The 19,047-nt window shown below is 61.5% G+C and carries 18 protein-coding genes; 6 read left to right on the top strand and 12 right to left on the bottom strand.

What is annotated here, in order from left to right:
• Positions 1–2: 2 nt before the first annotated feature.
• The 9 genes from GH769_RS03490 to pcaR all read right to left on the bottom strand — a co-directional run bounded on the left by GH769_RS03490 (position 3) and on the right by pcaR (position 9,569).
• A complete protein-coding gene (locus tag GH769_RS03490; protein WP_032903223.1) occupies positions 3–1,367 on the bottom strand; it encodes a 3-carboxy-cis,cis-muconate cycloisomerase in 1,365 nt (454 codons plus the stop codon).
• A 10-nt stretch (positions 1,368–1,377) separates the two neighbouring features.
• Positions 1,378–2,673, bottom strand: coding sequence for an MFS family transporter (locus tag GH769_RS03485; RefSeq protein WP_014717296.1), 1,296 nt, complete (start codon positions 2,671–2,673; stop codon positions 1,378–1,380).
• A 189-nt stretch (positions 2,674–2,862) separates the two neighbouring features.
• Positions 2,863–3,429, bottom strand: a complete 567-nt coding sequence (gene pcaG / locus GH769_RS03480) for a protocatechuate 3,4-dioxygenase subunit alpha (protein WP_014717295.1) — start codon at positions 3,427–3,429, stop codon at positions 2,863–2,865.
• 1 nt (position 3,430) lies between these two features.
• Positions 3,431–4,135 (bottom strand): protocatechuate 3,4-dioxygenase subunit beta, encoded by a 705-nt coding sequence (gene pcaH / locus GH769_RS03475; RefSeq protein ID WP_019817832.1) that lies wholly within the window; start codon positions 4,133–4,135, stop codon positions 3,431–3,433.
• A gap of 21 nt (positions 4,136–4,156) precedes the next feature.
• On the bottom strand, positions 4,157–5,359 hold the full coding sequence (gene pcaF, locus GH769_RS03470) for a 3-oxoadipyl-CoA thiolase (RefSeq protein WP_173877531.1): 1,203 nt from the start codon (positions 5,357–5,359) through the stop codon (positions 4,157–4,159).
• Positions 5,356–6,135, bottom strand: coding sequence for a CoA-transferase subunit beta (locus GH769_RS03465; protein WP_032903226.1), 780 nt, complete (start codon positions 6,133–6,135; stop codon positions 5,356–5,358). Before GH769_RS03465 ends, pcaF begins: the two co-directional genes overlap by 4 nt.
• A complete protein-coding gene (locus GH769_RS03460) occupies positions 6,135–6,992 on the bottom strand; it encodes a CoA transferase subunit A (RefSeq protein ID WP_032903227.1) in 858 nt (285 codons plus the stop codon). The genes GH769_RS03465 and GH769_RS03460 overlap by 1 nt, the downstream gene beginning before the upstream one ends.
• Before the next feature lie 248 nt (positions 6,993–7,240).
• On the bottom strand, positions 7,241–8,581 hold the full coding sequence (locus GH769_RS03455; protein WP_032903228.1) for an MFS transporter: 1,341 nt from the start codon (positions 8,579–8,581) through the stop codon (positions 7,241–7,243).
• Between the two features lie 145 nt (positions 8,582–8,726).
• Complete coding sequence (gene pcaR, locus GH769_RS03450; protein ID WP_014717290.1) at positions 8,727–9,569, bottom strand: pca regulon transcriptional regulator PcaR; 843 nt, start codon at positions 9,567–9,569, stop codon at positions 8,727–8,729.
• 541 nt (positions 9,570–10,110) lie between these two features.
• Between pcaR and GH769_RS03445 the strand changes: the two genes are divergently transcribed.
• Together GH769_RS03445 and GH769_RS03440 are read left to right on the top strand one after the other, a co-directional pair.
• Positions 10,111–10,311, top strand: coding sequence for a hypothetical protein (locus GH769_RS03445; protein WP_003189295.1), 201 nt, complete (start codon positions 10,111–10,113; stop codon positions 10,309–10,311).
• Positions 10,312–10,643: 332 nt separating this feature from the next.
• A complete protein-coding gene (locus GH769_RS03440; RefSeq protein WP_003189291.1) occupies positions 10,644–12,119 on the top strand; it encodes an inorganic phosphate transporter in 1,476 nt (491 codons plus the stop codon).
• A 251-nt stretch (positions 12,120–12,370) separates the two neighbouring features.
• Here GH769_RS03440 and ccoM read toward each other — a convergent pair whose 3' ends face one another.
• Positions 12,371–12,487: a cytochrome c oxidase subunit CcoM gene (gene ccoM / locus GH769_RS29265; protein ID WP_019817835.1), complete on the bottom strand. Its 117-nt coding sequence runs from the start codon at positions 12,485–12,487 to the stop codon at positions 12,371–12,373.
• 143 nt (positions 12,488–12,630) lie between these two features.
• Positions 12,631–12,792: a hypothetical protein gene (locus tag GH769_RS28780; protein ID WP_005785860.1), complete on the bottom strand. Its 162-nt coding sequence runs from the start codon at positions 12,790–12,792 to the stop codon at positions 12,631–12,633.
• A gap of 133 nt (positions 12,793–12,925) precedes the next feature.
• Here GH769_RS28780 and GH769_RS03435 point away from each other — a divergent pair, with 133 nt between their 5' ends.
• The 3 genes from GH769_RS03435 (at position 12,926) to GH769_RS03425 (ending at position 15,538) form a co-directional block, all read left to right on the top strand.
• On the top strand, positions 12,926–13,798 hold the full coding sequence (locus tag GH769_RS03435; protein WP_032903229.1) for a LysR substrate-binding domain-containing protein: 873 nt from the start codon (positions 12,926–12,928) through the stop codon (positions 13,796–13,798).
• Between the two features lie 91 nt (positions 13,799–13,889).
• Positions 13,890–14,360 carry a RidA family protein gene (locus GH769_RS03430; protein WP_020300989.1) on the top strand — a complete coding sequence of 157 codons (471 nt, stop codon included), beginning with the start codon at positions 13,890–13,892 and terminating at the stop codon, positions 14,358–14,360.
• Complete coding sequence (locus GH769_RS03425; protein ID WP_020300988.1) at positions 14,357–15,538, top strand: aminotransferase class V-fold PLP-dependent enzyme; 1,182 nt, start codon at positions 14,357–14,359, stop codon at positions 15,536–15,538. Before GH769_RS03430 ends, GH769_RS03425 begins: the two co-directional genes overlap by 4 nt.
• On the opposite strand, the gene GH769_RS03420 is transcribed toward GH769_RS03425, so the two are convergent.
• Positions 15,535–15,864, bottom strand: coding sequence for an aspartate-semialdehyde dehydrogenase (locus tag GH769_RS03420; protein ID WP_153649480.1), 330 nt, complete (start codon positions 15,862–15,864; stop codon positions 15,535–15,537). The two genes, GH769_RS03425 and GH769_RS03420, sit on opposite strands and share 4 nt — an antisense overlap.
• A gap of 219 nt (positions 15,865–16,083) precedes the next feature.
• Between GH769_RS03420 and rapA the strand changes: the two genes are divergently transcribed.
• Positions 16,084–18,930 (top strand): RNA polymerase-associated protein RapA, encoded by a 2,847-nt coding sequence (gene rapA, locus GH769_RS03415; RefSeq protein ID WP_020300987.1) that lies wholly within the window; start codon positions 16,084–16,086, stop codon positions 18,928–18,930.
• Positions 18,931–19,047: the final 117 nt, after the last annotated feature.

Genomic DNA, 19,047 nt, shown 5'->3' with positions numbered 1-19,047 from the left:
CCTCAGGCAGTCAAAGCAAAATGTTCGGTCACCGCACGCGTGACCCAGGTAGACGCCTGGCCCAGGTAATGGGCCGGGTCGAGCAGGCGGTCCAATTCAGCCGCCGACAGCTCGGCGGTGACGTGCGGCTCATCCGCCAGTACCGCGCGCAAATGGCGCTGCTCGGCGACCGCACGTTTGCAGCACTGCTCCAGCAGATGGTGCGCAGTGTCGCGGCCCAAGCGTTGGGCGAGCACGATACTCACCGCTTCGGCCAGTACCAGGCCCTGAGTCAGGTCGAGGTTGTGTGCCATACGTTCGGCATTCACCTCCAGCCCTTCACTGACCAGAATTGCCTGGTGCAAGGCACCGGACACCAAGCGGCAAATCTCTGGCAAGGTTTCCCATTCGGCGTGCCACAAGCCCAGGCTGCGTTCGTGCTCTTGAGGCATGGCGCTGAACATCGTTGCCACCAGGCCCGGTACGCGGGTGGCCGCGCTGATCAGCACTGCGGCGCCCACCGGGTTACGCTTGTGCGGCATGGTGGACGAACCGCCCTTGCCCGGCGCCGAAGGCTCGAACACCTCGGCCGCTTCGGTCTGCATCAACAGGCTGATATCGCGGCCCAACTTGCCGAGGCTACCGGCGATCAGGCCAAGCAGGCTGGCAAACTCCACCAGGCGGTCACGCTGGGTGTGCCAGGGTTGTTCCGGTAAGCCCAGTTGCAACTCGGCGGCCACGGCTTCGGCCACGGGCATGGCGTGTTCGCCCAGCGCTGCCAAGGTGCCCGAGGCGCCGCCAAATTGCAGGACCAGCAGGCGCGGTTTCAATTCAGCCAGGCGCTGGCGACTGCGCGTCACCGCGCCCAGCCAACCGGCGATTTTCATTCCCAGGGTGACCGGCGTCGCGTGCTGCAACCAGGTGCGCCCGGCCAACGGTACGGTGGCGTAACGCTGGGCCTGGGCCGCCAACACCTCCCCCAGGCGAGCCAGGTCGGCCTCGATCAGTTCCACGCCACGGCGCAGTTGCAGCACCAGGCCAGTGTCCATCACGTCCTGACTGGTGGCGCCCAGGTGCACATAACGCTCGGCGTCGGCGTCCTCACTGGCGATCAACTTGCCCAACGCCTTCACCAATGGAATCGCAGAGTTGCCCGCCGTGGCAATCGCGCTGCCAAGGGCATCCACGTCATACAGCGACGCCAGGCACGCCTGGGCAATCGGTGCGACAGCGGCCTGGGGAATCAACCCGACCCGGGCCTGCGCCCGGGCCAGTGCGGCCTCGAAATCCAGCATGCCCTGCAAACGCCCCTGGTCACAGAACACTTCGGCCATGCTGTCAGCGGTGAAATAAGCGTCGAACAGTTGATTGCTCGTGCGCAGCGTCATAACTCATCCCTTACAGATCGTGATGCAGGTACGCCGCCTGTTTCGGCAGGCGCAAGCTGAACAGGAAGGCCACCGCCATCATCGCGGTGACGTACCAATAAAAGGTGTTTTCCATGCCGATGGATTTGAGGCTCAGCGCAACCACTTCTGCCGAACCGCCAAACACCGCGTTAGCCACCGCATACGCCAGGCCCACACCCAATGCACGCACCTGGGGCGGGAACATCTCCGCTTTGACCAGGCCGCTGATGGAGGTGTAGAAGCTGACAATCGCCAAGGCCAGGGTGATCAGCACAAACGCCAAAAACGGGCTGGTCACGGTTTTCAAGGTCAGCAGGATCGGCACGGTAAACAGCGTGCCAAGGCCGGCAAACCAGAGCATGGAATTACGCCGGCCAATCTTGTCGGCCAACATGCCGAACAACGGCTGCATGCACATGTACAGAAACAGCGCGCCGGTCATGATGTAGCTCGACGTCTTGGCGTGCATGCCCACGGTATTCACCAGGTACTTCTGCATGTAGGTGGTGAAGGTATAGAAAATCAGCGAGCCGCCGGCGGTGTAGCCCAACACCGTAATGAAGGCTTTGCCGTGGTCGCGAAACAGCGCGACGATACTGCCGGCGTCCTTGTCTTCACGCATTTCCTTGCTGGTGGTTTCTTTCAGGGTGCGACGCAGCAGCAGGGAGATCACGGCGGCTATAGCGCCGATCACAAACGGGATGCGCCAGCCCCAGGCGCGCAGTTCTTCTTCGGTGAGGATCTGTTGCAGGATCACCACCACCAGCACCGCCAGCAACTGGCCGCCGATCAGGGTCACGTACTGGAACGAAGCAAAGAAGCCACGCTGGCCCTTGAGCGCGACTTCACTCATGTAAGTGGCCGTGGTGCCGTATTCGCCGCCCACCGACAAGCCCTGGAACAGCCGCGCCACCAACAGCAACGCTGGCGCCCAGGCACCGATGGCGTTGTAGGTCGGCAGAAAGGCGATGACCAGGGAGCCGCCGCACATCATCAGCACCGAGATCATCATCGAGTTCTTGCGCCCGTGCTTGTCGGCCACCCGGCCAAACAACCAGCCACCGATCGGTCGCATCAGGAACCCGGCGGCAAACACCCCGGCGGTGTTGAGCAACTGCACCGTGGGGTCGTCCGAGGGGAAAAACGCCGGAGCAAAATAAATCGCGCAGAAGGCATAGACGTAGAAGTCGAACCATTCGACCAGGTTGCCGGAGGACGCACCGACAATCGCAAAGATCCTTTTGCTGCGTTCTTCTCCGGTGTAGTGGCTGGTTTTTGTTGTCATGTTTTTTTACTCAGTGGGAACGGTTATAGCCTAGACATACTTTGCAACAACCCTGTTCCGCAAGCAGACTTTTGGATAGTTGGAGCCTGAGAGGGCCTCATCGCGGGCAAGCCCGGCTCCCACATTTTGTGTTATGAACACATTCAAAGGTGGGAGCTGGCTTGCCTGCGATGGGGCCCTACAGCCAACTCAATAGTCGAAGAACACCGTTTCCTTATCTGTGCCCTGCAAAATCACATTCCACTGATAAACCCCTGCCGCATCCGCCTGGGCAATCAAGGTGCCACGACGTTCTGCCGGCACACACGCCAGCAACGGGTCATCGCCGTTCAAGGCCTCACCGTCAAAATAAATCCGCGTCAGCAAGTGCTTCACCAACCCACGGGCAAACACCAGCACCACCAAATGCGGCGCCTGGGTGGTGCCCTTCAGCCCCGGCACACTGCCCGGCTTGACGGTGGTAAAGCGGAAACGCCCTTCGGCATCCACCGGCACGCGGCCAAAGCCTTCGAAGTTCGGGTCGAGCGCTTTGTCCTGCTCGTCTTCGGGGTGAGCATATTTGCCGGCGGCATTGGCCTGCCAGACTTCCAGCATGGCATCGTTGACGACATCACCGTTGCCGTCCACCACTTGGCCGCTGATTGCCACACGTTCACCGAGGGTGGCAGTGACGGTCAGGTCTTCACGGTTCAGCCAGGTCAGGCCAATGTGGTAATACGGCCCGACGGTGTGGGACGTGGTCGCGTTGAGTGTCATCTCATTTCTCCATCGGCGTGGCGTCGCGGCCGCGCAGGACGATGTCCCAGCGGTAGCCGAGGGCATAGGAAGGAATGGTTTTTTCCAGGTCGAAACTGGCGATCAAGCGTTGCTTGGCGCTGGTGTCCGGCACGCAGTTGTAGATCGGGTCGTATTCCAGCAACGGGTCGCCCGGGAAATACATTTGCGTCACCAGGCGCGTCAGCACGCTGGGGCCGAACAGCGAAAAGTGGATATGCGCCGGGCGCCAGGCGTTGTGGTGGTTGCCCCACGGGTAGGCGCCGGGCTTGATGGTTTGGAACTGGTACCAGCCGTCGGCGTCGGTGACGGTGCGCCCGGTGCCGGTGAAATTCGGGTCCAGGGGTGCATCGTGCAGGTCGCGCTTGTGGTTGTAGCGGCCGGCGGCATTGGCCTGCCAGATCTCCACAAGGATGCCCGGCACTGGCAGGCCGTTTTCGTCCAGCACACGGCCATGAATGATGATGCGCTCGCCTTGCGGCTCGCCCTCATGCTGGGCTGTCAGGTCGTTGTCCTTCTCATTGATACGTTCGGCGCCGATGGTCGGGCCAGTGATTTCCGACAAGGAATGGGGCAGGAACACCAAAGGCTGTGAAGGCGAACGCAGGTTCGTCGACTGGTAGGCCGGGTGCAGGTAATCAGGTTGAGTGCCCGCTTGCGGGCGCCGGTAACCGGGCTTGTCACTCATGGAGCAATCCTCTTTTAGTTATCAGACGCGTTCAATCGCCAGGGCCAGGCCTTGGCCGACGCCCACGCACATGGTCGCCAGGCCTTTGCGGCCGCCGGTTTTTTCCAATTGGTGCAGGGCCGTCATCACCAACCGCGCACCACTCATCCCCAAGGGGTGACCGAGGGCAATGGCGCCGCCGTTGGGGTTGACCTGGGGCGCATCGTCAGCGATACCCAGCTCGCGCAGCACCGCCAGGCCTTGGCTGGCGAAGGCTTCGTTGAGTTCGATCACATCAAAGTCGGTGACCGCCAACCCCAGGCGCTCCACCAGTTTGCGCACCGCCGGCACCGGGCCGATGCCCATCACCCGCGGGGCGACTCCGGCACTGGCCATGCCCAGCACACGGGCGCGGGCGGTGAGGCCGTGTTGCTTGACGGCCTCGGCGCTGGCGAGGATCAGCGCGGCGGCGCCGTCGTTGACGCCCGAGGCATTGCCGGCAGTGACGGTCTTGTCCGCGCCGTTGACCGGCTTGAGCTTGGCCAGGGCTTCCAACGTGGTGTCCCGTGGGTGTTCATCGTGTTCCACCAGGGTTTCGCCTTTTTTATGGGCGACCCGCACCGGAACGATTTCCTCGGCAAAGAACCCGGCGGCCTGGGCAGCGGCGGTGCGTTGCTGGCTGCGCAGGGCGAAAGCGTCCTGGTCGGCGCGGGAAACCTGATAGTCATCGGCCACGTTATCGGCGGTCTGCGGCATGGCATCCACACCGTACTGGGCCTTCATCAGCGGGTTGATAAAGCGCCAGCCAATGGTGGTGTCTTCCAACTTCATGTTGCGCGAGAACGCCGCGTCGGCCTTGCCCATCACAAACGGAGCGCGGGACATCGATTCGACGCCACCGGCAATCGCCAACTCCATTTCACCACTGGCAATCGCACGAAAAGCGGTGCCGATGGCATCCATGCCCGAGGCGCACAGGCGGTTGAGGGTCACTCCAGGAATACTTTCCGGCAGCCCCGCCAGCAGCAACGCCATGCGTGCCACGTTGCGGTTATCTTCACCGGCCTGGTTGGCGCAGCCGAGGAAGACTTCGTCTACGGCGCTCCAGTCCACCGACGGGTTACGCTCGATCAGCGCCTTGATCGGCAGTGCCGCCAAGTCATCGGCGCGCACCGTAGACAGGCCACCGCCGAAACGGCCAATCGGCGTGCGAATGGCATCGCAGATAAATACCTCGCGCATCAGGCTTCTCCCGGTGCTTGGCCATGGGCGGCGGCGGTGCGTGCTTCGAGGTCACGCAGGGCGGTCAGTTCGGTCTCGGTGGGTTCAGCGGTGGTGCTCACCTTGTCGGCAAAGCGAATCGCCCAGCCGGTGGCGGCGATCACTTGCTCGCGGGTCACGCCCGGATGCAGCGCAGTGACCACGAACTCATGGCTGCCCTCCTCCGGCTCCATGATGCACAGGTCGGTAATGATGCCCACCGGGCCGGCGCCGGGCAGGCCCAGACGCTTGCGTGAGTCGCCACCTTCGCCGTGACCGACGGAGGTGATGAAGTCCAGTTTGTCCACAAACGAACGGGACGATTGCTTAAGGATGATCAACACGCTCTTGGCCGAACCGGCGATTTCCGGCGCGCCACCGGCACCCGGCAAACGCACTTTGGGCTGGTGATAATCACCGACCACGGTGGTGTTGATATTGCCGAAACGGTCGACCTGGGCCGCGCCGAGAAAACCGACATCAATGCGCCCGCCCTGCAGCCAGTAGCGAAAGATCTCACCGGTGGGCACCACGGTGTCGGCGGTCTCCGCCAGCTCGCCATCGCCGATGGACAGCGGCAACACGCTGGGCTTGGCCCCAATCGGGCCGGACTCGTAGATCAGCACCACATCCGGCGAGGACGTCAGGCGCGCCAGGTTGGCCGCCTTGGATGGCAGGCCGATGCCGACGAAGCACACCGAGCCGTTCTTGAGGCGGCGTGCGGCGGCGACGGTCATCATCTCATTGGTGGAATAAGCCATTACTTAGCCTCCTGCGCGGCGGCCAGCTTGGCCTGGAATTCACTGAAGTCGGCAGTGCCGTGGATGTATTCGTCGATCCAGGCGGTAAAGGTCCCGCGGTCGCGGGCAATCGGGTCCCACGCCTGGTAGAAGCGGTTATCCCGCTCGTTGTAGCCGTGCGCGTAGGAAGGATGGGCACCACCGGGTACGTGACACACCGCCGTCAGCGCCCAGGTCGGCAGCACGCAGCTGTTCATCGGCGCATTCAGGTCGTCGACGATTTCCTCGACGGTGACGATGCAGCGCTTGGCCGCCAGCGCCGCTTCCTTTTGCACCCCCAGAATGCCCCAGAGCAGCACGTTGCCTTTGCGATCGGCTTTCTGCGCGTGAATCACGGTGATGTCCGGACGCACCGATGGCACCGCCGCCAGCACTTCGCCGGTGAAGGGGCAGGTGACGGTCTTGATCAGCGGGTTGACCTTGGGCAAGTCGGAACCGGCATAGGCCCGCAACACCGCGAACGGCAGGCCGGAGGCACCGGCGACGTAGGCATTGGCCAGGTCGGCGTGGCTGTGCTCTTCGATCTCCAGCGCTTGCGGCCATTGTTTCTCTACCGCGTCGCGCAGCCGATGCAGGGAACCCACGCCCGGGTTGCCGCCCCAGGAGAAAATCAACTTGCGCGCACAGCCGGCACCGATCAACTGGTCGTAGATCAGGTCAGGCGTCATGCGCACCAGCGTCAGGTCTCTCTTGCCCTGACGAATGATTTCATGGCCTGCGGCCGTAGGGATCAGGTGGGTGAAGCCTTCGAGGGCGACGGTATCGCCGTCGTTCACGAAGCGCTTGACCGCATCACGCAGGGTGAGGATTTCAGCCATGGGGTTGGGCTCCCGGTGTTGATCGAAAAAGGCGCTGAGGTGGCGCCGAAGTGCTAGAAGATTAAGCCGGGGAAATAGGCCAAACAATCCGATAATCGACTGAGCGTTCGATTATCGAACCGATTGTTGCTTAACTAACCATCGCAAGGAACAGGGTCAATGTGGGAGCTGGCTTGCCTGCGATGGCGCGAGTGGATTCAGCACCGCTATCGCAGGCAAGCCAGCTCCCACAGGGGTAGTGATCGGTTTCAGGTCGCATCGGCATGGCTGACCATGCCCTTAATCATTACCGCTGCCGTGGCCAAGGCCGCCGGTATCACCAATGCGGTGAGCACCTGCTCGAAGTTCCAGCCCAGGCCCAGCAAGGTTGCGCCCATCCACGCTCCCAGGATCGCGCCGAAGCGGCCGATGCCGAGCATCCACGACACACCGGTGGCACGGCCTTGGGTGGGGTAGAAACGCGCCGCCAGCGAAGGCATCGCCGATTGCGCACCGTTGACGCACATCCCGGCGACCAGCACCAGGGTGGCCAACAACGTGATGTTGCCCAGGCTCTGCCCCACCGCGTAGGCAAACACCCCGGCCAGCAGATAGAACGTGCCGATCACTTTGTGCGGGTTGAACCGGTCCATCGCCCAGCCCACGCCCACCGCGCTCAATACCCCACCAAACTGGAACAGCGCGCCGATGAACGCGGCTTGCTCCATGCTCGCGCCACTGTCGCGCATCAAGGTGGGGAGCCAACTGGTCAGCAGGTAAACGATCACCAGGCCCATGAAGTACGTGAGCCACAACAGCAAGGTGCCAGCGCTGTAGGTGCCCGAGAAGATCACCGCGAACACATTGCGGGCCTTGACGGTTTTTTGCTCCGGTACGCTGAAGTGAGAGGCCTGGGCAACGATGTTTGGCTCGATAGGGGCCAGGGTCTTGCGCACCTTGTCGGTGCCGCGATTGCGCACCACCAGGTAACGCGCCGATTCCGGTAGCCATACCAGCAGCACCCCAGCCAGGATCAACGGCAGGATGCCGCCGATCAGCAACAGGCTGTGCCAGCCGAAGGCCGGGATCAGCTTGGCCGAAATAAACCCACCACCGGCCATGCCGAGGTTGAAGCCACAGAACATGCTGGTCACCAACAAGGATTTATGCCGCTCGGGGGTGTATTCAGACAACAAGGTGGTGGCATTCGGCATGCCGGCGCCCAGGCCCAGGCCGGTGAGAAAGCGCAGCACCAGCAACTGGTCGACAGTGGTGCTGTAGGCCGACGCCAGGCTGAACGCACCAAACACCAACACCGCGCCGACCAGCACGACTTTGCGGCCAAAGCGGTCGGCCAGGGGGCCGGAACCGAGTGCGCCAAACACCATGCCGATCAACGCGGCGCTCATCACCGGGCCGAGGCTGGCGCGGTCGATGCCCCAGTCCTGGGACAGCGCGGGCGCGATAAAGCCCATCGCGGCGGTGTCGAGGCCGTCGAGAAAGACAATCAGGAAACACAGGATCACCACGCGCCACTGATACCGCGAGAGTGGCTGGGTGTTGATAAAGGACTGTACGTCCAGGGTGGTACCGACAGAAGGCTGATTCATTATTTTTATTCCACACCGATGGCGGGCTGACGACCTGGGGTCATCATTCTTATTGGGCAGCTCCTCAGAGCGCTGCCGCACATTAATAAGCCAAGGGAAACACCGTCAATCGAGCCAGCCGGGATCTGTGCGGTCACCGAACAGCTTAGGCAAACAGCTGCGCACTCAGCTCACGGCTGGCGCTGAGCATGCTCGGCAAAAAGCGCTGCTCCAACTCGCTGCGGCTGACCCGCCCGGCATGGGTGCTGACATTAAGCGCGGCCAACACCTGGCCGGACGCGTCATACACCGGCACCGCGATGGAACGCAGGCCCTGCTCCAGTTCCTGGTCGACAATGCACCAGCCCTGCTGACGCACCTGTTGCAGGCATTCCAATAACGCTTGCGGCGTGGTCAGGGTGCGGCTGGTCTTGGTTTGCAGGTCGGCATGGTCGAGATAATCCTGCAGCGAAGCGTCGTCGAGGGCGGCCAGCAGAATGCGGCCCATGGACGTGCAATATGCAGGCAAGCGCCCACCCACCGACAGGTCAACCGAGATCAGACGCTGGGTGGTGGCGGAACGGGCGATATAAAGAATGTCATCGCCTTCCAGGGTGGCCATGTTGCAGGCTTCATGCAGTTGCTCGCTCATGCGGTCCAGGTAAGGCTGGGCCGAAACAGCCAGCGGTGTGGACGACAGATAGGCATGACCGAGGGTCAGTACCTTGGGCAACAGCGAGTAGGTGCGCCCATCCGTGGTGGCGTAGCCGAGCTTGATCAAGGTGTGCAGGCAACGGCGCACGGCGGCGCGGGGAATTTCCGTGCGATGGCTGATCTGAGCGATGGTCAGGTGACGCTTACGCTCCTGGAATGCCTGCACCACGGCCAGGCCACGGGCCAGGGACGTCATGAAATCCGGATCACCGGTGAATGCCTGGATGCGCTTGGCCGGTGAAGCCACGATCGGCGGCGCCACTGATGCAAAGGAGTTGCGCAATTGATCGTTCATTTCAAGGGGCCTTCTCTTGTTATCACCACGGGAGGGTTGGCGGCTATTACAAGCCGTGCCGGTCGCCCTGCACAAGTCAGCGTCGGCAACATTGGGCGATTATCGAACGACCATGCGATTATCGCAATTTGGCCGGCACTGGCGCACACCTCGCGGCCATGGTTTCAGATTTGCCTGATGCATCTATAAAGCAGGGGCATTTACCCTGCCAGGATGATGACGGTGTTCACAAATACCCACGCCAGCATGTAACAAACCTCTGACACATCGTTGACGCTTTTTAACTTCATGATGATAGTGTTATTCAAATGCGCCGCTATAATGCAACCTGTGCAGAGGTCAGCCCGGTATGTATCGGGAGTGGAGCTCACCGGGCGTTGCGGGTTGTATGCAGGGCCGGACACAAGTACTCGCTTAAAAGAACTGCCCTCAGGCCTATTTACCCATTTGAACGTTTTATTGTTCTATTTGGAATCGCCCGAGCACGACTTTCAGGCATGACGCTGCGCAATCAATAAACTCAACTCAATTAGGTAATACTGTGACGAAAGATGAACTGCGCGCGGAACTTGAGCGCCAGGAGCAACGTTACAAGGATGTCTACGGCGGGGAAGTCACCACCTACGCCGCGCAACCCGAACCGGAACGCAAGCCATGGCGTAAACGCGCCAGCCTGCTAGACCAGGCATTTGCCCAGGAAATCCAAAAGATCGAGCAGGAGCTCAAGACCGAGGAGCCATAAGCGCTTCGGTTCGAGCCTTAAGGGTCGTGCTGTCTCTGCCGGTGAAGTACTGGCAGAGGGCACCCGCTTTAGCGTCCACTGGTCAGTAACCTACAGCCACCTACGAAATTTCATACAAATGTTTCAGGTATGGCATTTTCATGACTAAAGCCCGCCTTCTGCGGCCTGCGCTTTATAAATCAAAGACTTGCCAAAGCCCCGAAAACCCTGGGATGCGTGCGTCCTGCCGCGTTTTTTTCCAGGAAGATTGTTACCGATGAGCAGCTAATGCATCGATTACTGATGTTTTCTGGCATAATCGCGCCCCCTTACGACCGGGTCAGAAAACCTTCATGATCGATTTATTCAGCGGACTGGATGCTTGGGTTCTAGTGAGCCTGTTGCTCGCCCTGGCCTTTGTCCTCGCCTTCGAGTTCATCAATGGCTTTCATGACACCGCTAACGCGGTGGCCACAGTCATCTATACCAAAGCCATGCCGCCACACCTGGCCGTGTTCTTCTCCGGGGTGTTCAATTTCCTCGGCGTATTGCTCGGTGGTGTCGGTGTCGCCTACGCCATCGTGCACTTGCTGCCGGTGGAGTTGCTGATCAATGTGAACACCGGCCATGGCTTGGCAATGGTCTTCTCATTGTTGGCAGCAGCGATCACCTGGAACCTGGGCACCTGGTACTTCGGTATCCCCGCCTCCAGCTCCCACACCCTGATCGGCTCGATCCTTGGTGTCGGCCTGGCCAACGCGTTGATCAACGACATCCCCCTGGCTGACGGTGTGAACTGGCAGAAGGCCGTGGATATCGGCGCGTCCCTGGTATTCTCGCCGATGGCGGGCTTTCTGGTCGCCGCTCTGGTACTGATCGGTCTGAAGTGGTGGCGTCCGCTGTCGAAGATGCACAAGACCCCGGACCAGCGCCGCAAGCTTGACGACAAAAAGCACCCGCCATTCTGGAACCGCCTCGTCCTGGTGATTTCGGCCATGGCGGTGAGCTTCGTGCACGGCTCCAACGATGGCCAGAAGGGCATCGGCCTGATCATGCTGGTGCTCATCGGTATCGTGCCGGCGCAGTTCGTATTGGACCTGGGCAGCACCACTTACCAGATCGAACGTACCCGCGACGCCACCCTGCACCTGAACCAGTTCTACCAGCGCAACCACGAGACCCTCGGTGAATTCCTGGCCCTGGGCAAAAGCGTGAAGGATGACCTGCCGGGCAAGTTCCGCTGCAACCCGCAGCAGACCGAACCGACGATCAACGCGCTGCTGGGCACCCTCAAGGGCGTCTCGGACTACCACTCGCTGACGGCCGACCACCGCATCGAGGTACGTCGCTACCTGCTTTGCCTGGATGACACCGCGAAAAAGGTCGGCAAGCTGCCAGGCCTGGACTCCCGTGAGAAGTCCGACCTCGACAAGCTGCGCAAAGACCTGACCGCCACCACCGAGTACGCCCCGTTCTGGGTGATCCTCGCGGTCGCACTGGCCCTGGGCCTGGGCACCATGGTGGGCTGGAAGCGCGTGGTGCTGACCATCGGTGAAAAGATCGGCAAGCAAGGCATGACCTATGCCCAGGGCATGTCGGCGCAAATCACCACGGCCACCATGATCGGCTTCGCCAACATCTTCGCCCTGCCAGTGTCCACCACCCACGTCCTGTCTTCTGGCGTGGCAGGCACCATGGTTGCGAACAAAAGCGGCCTGCAAGGTGGCACCGTCAAGACCATCCTGATGGCCTGGGTATTGACCTTGCCAGCGACCGTAGGCCTCTCGGCCGGGTTGTTCTGGCTGGCGTCCAAGGCTTTGGGCAACTGATAGCCAGCCGGCAATAAAAAAGGTGCGATCCGCGAGGGTCGCACCTTTTTTTATGATCGTTCCCACGCTCTGCGTGGGAATGCCGCCACGGACGCTCCGCGTCCCACTGGCGCACGGGTGACGCGGAGCGTCACGGGATGCGTTCCCACGCGGAGCGTGGGAACGATCAAAAACTGCGGTGCGTTTTGCCAAAAAAAAGGGCGACCGAAGTCGCCCAAAATGCCTTGCGTGCTCATATAACCCGGAAAGACTTAAGGTTTTTTACGCTTGTTCGCGTCTTTCCAGATAAAAAATCCAAACCCTACAAAAAACAGCACCATGAGGCTAACAGTCAGCACTCCGGCAAAAACCACATTATCGAAAAACATGACCGGCCTCCTGCACTTGCCCTGTTGCGATAGGGCTAAGTTAATAGAGAAGGCACAGTGGGAAATTGACCAGGATCAATGTCGCCCACAACGGGGCGTAAAGAAGGGGAATAACTGACCTGCATCAATAGAGGCAGGACGTTTCAACGTTTTTTCGGCTTGTTCTTCGACTTCTTCTTGGGCTTGCCCAAGGGCATGGCTTGCTCAAAGGCTTGGCGCACTTCATTCAGGCGCTTGTCATTAAGGTCGTGAACGCGCTTGGCACGTTCGGCGTTCAGGTCGATCAGCTTGTCGTCATCACTCATGGCTTGGCTTACGTCGTGGCGAGAATGCCTCAATAATGCGGCCTGCCCCGCCCGACGGCAATTAAGCGGGCGACAAAATGCAGGCCATCAACCAAAATCGGCACTTTCTACCCTGCCCAGGAGGTGCATCCAGGTGGCCTTGCACAACGACCTTCCACCGCTGCTGGCCCTGCGCGCCTTCGAGGCCGTGGCACGGCACTTGAGTTTTATCAAGGCGGCTGACGAGTTGTCGGTGACCCAAAGTGCGCTGAGCCACCAGGTACATAAGCTCGAGCACCACTTGGGCAAGCCGCTGTTTATCCGGCGAACCCGTGCGATCGACCTGACGTTGGCCGGGCAAGATTACTACGCGCAAATACGCCCTGCCCTGGACGCCATCGCCGCTGCAACACGCAGCCAGCGGGGAGCGCCGTGCGCCAGTGTATTGCGTATCGGCTTGCTGGCGTCCTTTGCCACGCTGTGGCTGGCGCCGCGCCTGGCCGAGTTTCTACAGCGCCACCCGCATATCCAGGTGGAATTGCTGCCCGCGATTCAATTGGCCAACGTCGCCACGGCCGAAGTTGACTTGGCCATCCGCTACGGCAAGGGCGACTGGCCCGACGTGCTCGCCACACGCCTGATGACCGAAACCCTGTCACCGGTATGCAGCCCGGCGTTCAAGGCCAGGCAGGTCGCCACAGGCCCGTTGTTGATGGCGACCTCGCACCGCCCTTTCGAGTGGACCGATTGGTCCGCCCATTACCAGATCAACCTCGATCATCACCCCCGCGTGATGTTGCATGACTACAACATCGTGGTCGAAGCGAGCGTGGCCGGCCAGGGTATCGCCATGGGCCGCCATCGCCTGATTGAACGCAGGCTCCACGACGGCAGCCTGGTGAAGGCCTTTGACAGGCCGCCCTATCACAGCGACATCGGCTATTGGCTGATCGCCCCTCAGGGTCCGCTCAGTGAGGCGGCTGAATGCTTCAGTCAGTGGTTGAAGCAAGCGTGTGCCGACGCGTGAGTTTTTTAGATACGTCGGTTGAGATCTATCCGTTTGTCGCCCCTCGCCACCACCAACATGCTGGAACCTTCTGACACCAGAGGATTTCACCATGACTGACTCCATCCGCCAGCGCGTACACGCCCTCGGCCTGACACTGCCTACGCACAGCCAACCCGCAGCCAACTACATCAATCATGTGATCAGCCAACACCAGCTGTTCATCTCGGGACAAATTCCCATGATCGATGGCAAACCCGCCTACATTGGCCGGCTGGGCGATTCTCTCAGCGATGAAGATGGCGCCCAAGCGGCGGAATTGGCAGCGCTGGGCCTGCTGGGGCAATTAAGCGATGCGCTGGGCGATGACCTGTCGCGGGTGGTGCGCATCCTTCGCCTGGGCGTGTTCATTGCCAGCAGCGCCGACTTCCAGCGCCAAAGCCTGGTCGCCAATGGCGCTTCGAACCTGCTGGTCAACGCCCTCGGCGACAAGGGCCGGCACGTGCGCACCGCCGTAGGGGTTTGCAGTCTGCCGGCTGGTGTCGCCGTGGAAGTGGACGCCACTTTCGAGCTGCAGCCATGAGCCCGCTGCAAATCCAGCACTTGCGAGAAGCCACGCCCGGTTGCCAGTCCGGCCTCGTGCACTTCAATCATGCTGGAGCCTCCTTGCCCAGCCAGGCGACGCTCGACGCCATCATCGAACAGCTGCAACGCGAAGCCCGCGACGGCCCGATGGAGGCCGGAGAACAGGGTGCCATCTTAGTGGAGAAGGCCCGCCGCGCCGCTGGGCAGTTGCTCAATGCGCCCGCCTCAGCGATTGCCTTCGCCAGCAGTGGCTCGACGGCCTGGAGCCTGGCCTTCCAGGCGCTGGGGCCCTGGCAGCCGGGTGATCGAATTCTGGTGGGGCGCCACGAATGGGGCGGTAATCTGGCGAGCATGGAACTGGCCATTCAAGCCGGGGCGCGGGTGGAGGTCATCCCGTGCGATGCCAGCGGCGCGGCCTGCCCGGTGGCGTTGGAGGCGATGCTGGATGCCAAGGTGAAGCTGATCGACCTCACCTGGCTGCCGGCCAACGGTGGCTTGATCAACCCGGCCCAGGCCATCGGCGATGTGGCCAGGCGGCATGCCATCCCCTACTTCATCGACGCGGGCCAAGCCGTCGGCCAACTGCCGGTGGATGTGCAAGCGTTGCAGTGCGATGTGCTCAAGTCTGCCGGCCGCAAACACCTGCGCGGGCCTCGCGGTACCGCGCTGCTGTATATCAGGCCGGATTTTCTGCCGCATCTGAACCCGGCCCAACGCGACGTGTTTTCAGCGCCCTGGACCGCCGAAGGCTTCGACCTGCGCAACGACGCCCGGCGCTTTGAAACCAGCGAAGTCTCTTTCGCCCTGCTGGCCGGCCTGGGCAATGCGTTGCACGAGATCAATCAACTGGGGATTGAGCGGGTATGGCAAAGAGTCTTGCAGACCAGCGCGCGAATCCGCGAAGCACTGCGTCAGATACCGGGAATTACCTTGCATGACTTAGGCAGAACGCATTCAGGCTTGATCGCGTTCAACCTGGCCGGCTGGGATAGTTTTGAACTCAAACAACGCCTGGGGTTAAAGCGCATCAACATCGGCGCCAATGGCGTGGCCTACACCCCGCTGGACATGCAAGCACGTGGGTTGAGCAGCGTTGCGCGCATCTCCGTCAGCCCGCTCAACACCGATGACGATATTGAGCTGCTGGTGAAGGCCCTGCGCGAACTGAACGGTTAGACCTCGATATCCACCCACAGGCCCTGGCGCGGCGCGTCTTCGATCAGCGGCGCCACGGGCACGGTGTTGTCAGCGTTGAGCAAGTCGCCGGGAATCGGCAAATGCTGCTCCGCGTCGTCGTCGGCTTCGCGCCGGCGTTTCTGCTGCTCCTGCTGGCGACGCTGCTCTTCGCGCAGCAGAAAGGTCGATTGCTCGGCATCGCCTTTTTTCAGGTCGATCGTGCTCTCGTTGGAGCCCGGTTGAACGGGCACCACCGGCGGAATATCCGGCTTCTGGCGTGCCGGGTCGAGTTGCGACGTGACCGGCACAACACTGACGGGCAGCATGATAATTATTCTCCTGATCAACAGGCTGTCGGCGGGTGGCAGGGCGACTTGAGCACCCGCGTGCCAAGCTGTGACTCAGTCGACACTCTCAAGTGCCCGCCATCCGTCGATTCAATTTCCGCCGGCCCGTACAAACAGCGTAGTTTTTGTCAGAGTTCTTGGGCGCCGGGCCGTGTTCCGTTAACATAGTCGGCTTTTTCACGGCGGGAGTCAGGCAGCATGGCGCAGCAGTATCAACCGGGGCAACGCTGGATTAGTGACAGCGAAGCAGAGCTGGGGTTAGGCACCGTTCTGGCACAGGACGGCCGCTTGTTGACCGTGCTCTATCCGGCCACTGGCGACACTCGCCAGTATGCGCTACGGAATGCGCCCCTCACTCGCGTGAGGTTTTCGCCGGGTGACACCATCACCCATTTCGAAGGCTGGAAAATGACCGTACAGGAAGTCGACGACGTCGATGGCCTGCTGGTCTACCACGGCCTCAATGGGCAGAACGAGCAGGTCACCCTGCCGGAAACCCAACTGTCCAACTTTATCCAGTTCCGCCTGGCCAGTGACCGTCTGTTCGCCGGGCAGATTGACCCGCTGGCGTGGTTCTCGCTGCGCTACCACACCCTGGAACACACCAGCCGCCAGTTGCAGTCCTCGCTGTGGGGCCTGGGTGGCGTACGCGCCCAACCGATTGCCCACCAACTGCACATCGCCCGCGAAGTCGCGGACCGTATCGCGCCACGCGTGTTGCTGGCGGACGAAGTGGGCCTGGGCAAGACCATCGAAGCGGGCCTGGTGATCCATCGCCAACTGCTTTCGGGCCGTGCCAGCCGCGTACTGATCCTGGTTCCGGAAAACCTGCAGCACCAATGGCTGGTGGAAATGCGCCGCCGCTTCAACCTGCAGGTTGCGCTGTTCGATGAAGAGCGCTTTATCGAAAGCGATGCCACCAACCCGTTCGAAGACACCCAGCTTGCACTCGTTGCGCTGGAATGGCTGGTGGACGACGAGAAGGCCCAGGACGCGCTGTTCGCCGCTGGCTGGGACTTGCTGGTGGTCGACGAAGCCCACCACCTGGTATGGCACGAAGACAAGGCCAGCGCCGAATACTCGCTGGTCGAACAACTGGCCGAAGTAATTCCAGGCGTGCTGCTGCTGACCGCCACCCCGGAACAACTGGGCCAGGACAGCCATTTTGCGCGCCTGCGCCTGCTGGACCCGAACCGCTTCCACGATCTGCAAGCCTTCCGCGCCGAGAGCGAAAACTATCGCCCGGTGGCCGAAGCCGTGCAGGAGCTGCTGGACAAGGGCCGCCTGTCACCGGCCGCGCACAAGACCATCCAAGGCTTCCTTGGTGACGAAGGTGAAGCACTGCTCACCGCCGTCAACGATGGCGACAGCGAAGCCAGTGCCCGCCTGGTGCGTGAACTGCTCGACCGCCACGGTACCGGCCGCGTACTGTTCCGCAACACCCGCGCCGCCGTGCAAGGCTTCCCCGAGCGCAAGCTGCACGCCTACCCGCTGCCCAACCCGGACGAATACCTCGAACTGCCCCTGGGCGAACACGCCGAGCTGTACCCGGAAGTCAGCTTCCAGGCGCAACCGGACATCGAGGAAGAGAACCGCTGGTGGCGTTTCGACCCACGGGTCGAGTGGCTGATCGACCAGTTGAAAATGCTCAAGCGCACCAAGGTCCTGGTGATCTGCGCCCACGCCGAAACCGCCATGGACCTGGAAGACGCCCTGCGCGTGCGCTCCGGCATCCCGGCCACGGTGTTCCACGAGGGCATGAACATCCTCGAGCGTGACCGCGCCGCTGCCTATTTTGCCGATGAAGAGTTCGGTGCCCAGGTGCTGATCTGCTCGGAAATCGGCAGTGAAGGCCGCAACTTCCAGTTTTCCCATCACCTGGTCCTGTTCGACCTGCCGTCCCACCCCGACCTGCTGGAACAGCGCATCGGGCGCCTGGACCGGATCGGCCAGAAACACGTGATCGAACTGCACGTGCCTTACCTGGAAACCAGCCCGCAAGAACGCCTGTTCCAGTGGTACCACGAAGCGCTCAATGCCTTCCTCAACACCTGCCCGACCGGCAACGCCTTGCAGCATCAGTTCGGCCCGCGCCTGCTGCCCTTGCTGGAAGCCGCCGATGACGGCGAGTGGCAAGCCCTGATCGACGAAGCCCGTGCCGAGCGCGAGCGCCTGGAGCAGGAGCTGCACACCGGTCGTGACCGTTTGCTCGAACTCAATTCCGGCGGCGCCGGCGAAGGCGATGCCCTGGTCGAGGACATCCTCGAACAAGACGACCAGTTCGCCCTGCCGATCTACATGGAAACCCTGTTCGACGCGTTCGGCATCGACAGCGAAGACCATTCGGAAAACGCGCTGATCCTCAAGCCCAGCGAAAAAATGCTCGACGCCAGCTTCCCCCTGGGCGACGACGAAGGTGTGACCATTACCTACGACCGTAACCAGGCGCTGTCGCGCGAAGACATGCAGTTCATCACCTGGGAACACCCGATGGTGCAGGGCGGCATGGACCTGGTGCTGTCCGGTTCCATGGGCAACACCGCCGTGGCGCTGATCAAGAACAAGGCGCTCAAGCCAGGCACCGTATTGCTTGAACTGCTGTATGTCAGCGAAGTGGTCGCCCCGCGCTCCCTGCAACTGGGCCGCTACCTGCCACCGGCCGCCTTGCGCTGCCTGCTGGATGCCAACGGCAATGATTTGTCGGGCCGCGTGTCGTTCGTGACCTTGAATGACCAGCTGGAAAGCGTGCCACGGGCCAGCGCAAACAAATTCGTGCAGGCGCAGCGCGACCAACTCACCCCGCGCATCAACGCCGGTGAAGAGAAGATCGCCCCGCGTCACGCCGAGCGTGTCGCCGAAGCCAAGCGTCGCCTCGCGGCAGACACTGACGAAGAGCTGGCGCGCCTGACCGCGTTGCAAGCGGTCAACCCGACCGTGCGTGACAGCGAGCTGGTCGCCTTGCGCAACCAGCGCGAGCAAGGCCTGGCCATGCTCGATAAAGCGGCACTGCGACTGGAAGCGATTCGGGTGCTGGTGGCAGGTTGATAAACCGCTGAACGTAAAAGGCCCGCTTAGTGCGGGCCTTTTTATTAGCCTTTAGAGATCGTTCCCACGCTCTGCGTGGGAATGCATCATGTGACGCTCTGCGTCACGACTTTAAAA

This window comes from Pseudomonas sp. CFSAN084952 (assembly GCF_009648855.1).
Lineage (GTDB): Bacteria > Pseudomonadota > Gammaproteobacteria > Pseudomonadales > Pseudomonadaceae > Aquipseudomonas > Aquipseudomonas paracarnis.
This window is presented reverse-complemented; position numbering and strand designations above follow the sequence as displayed.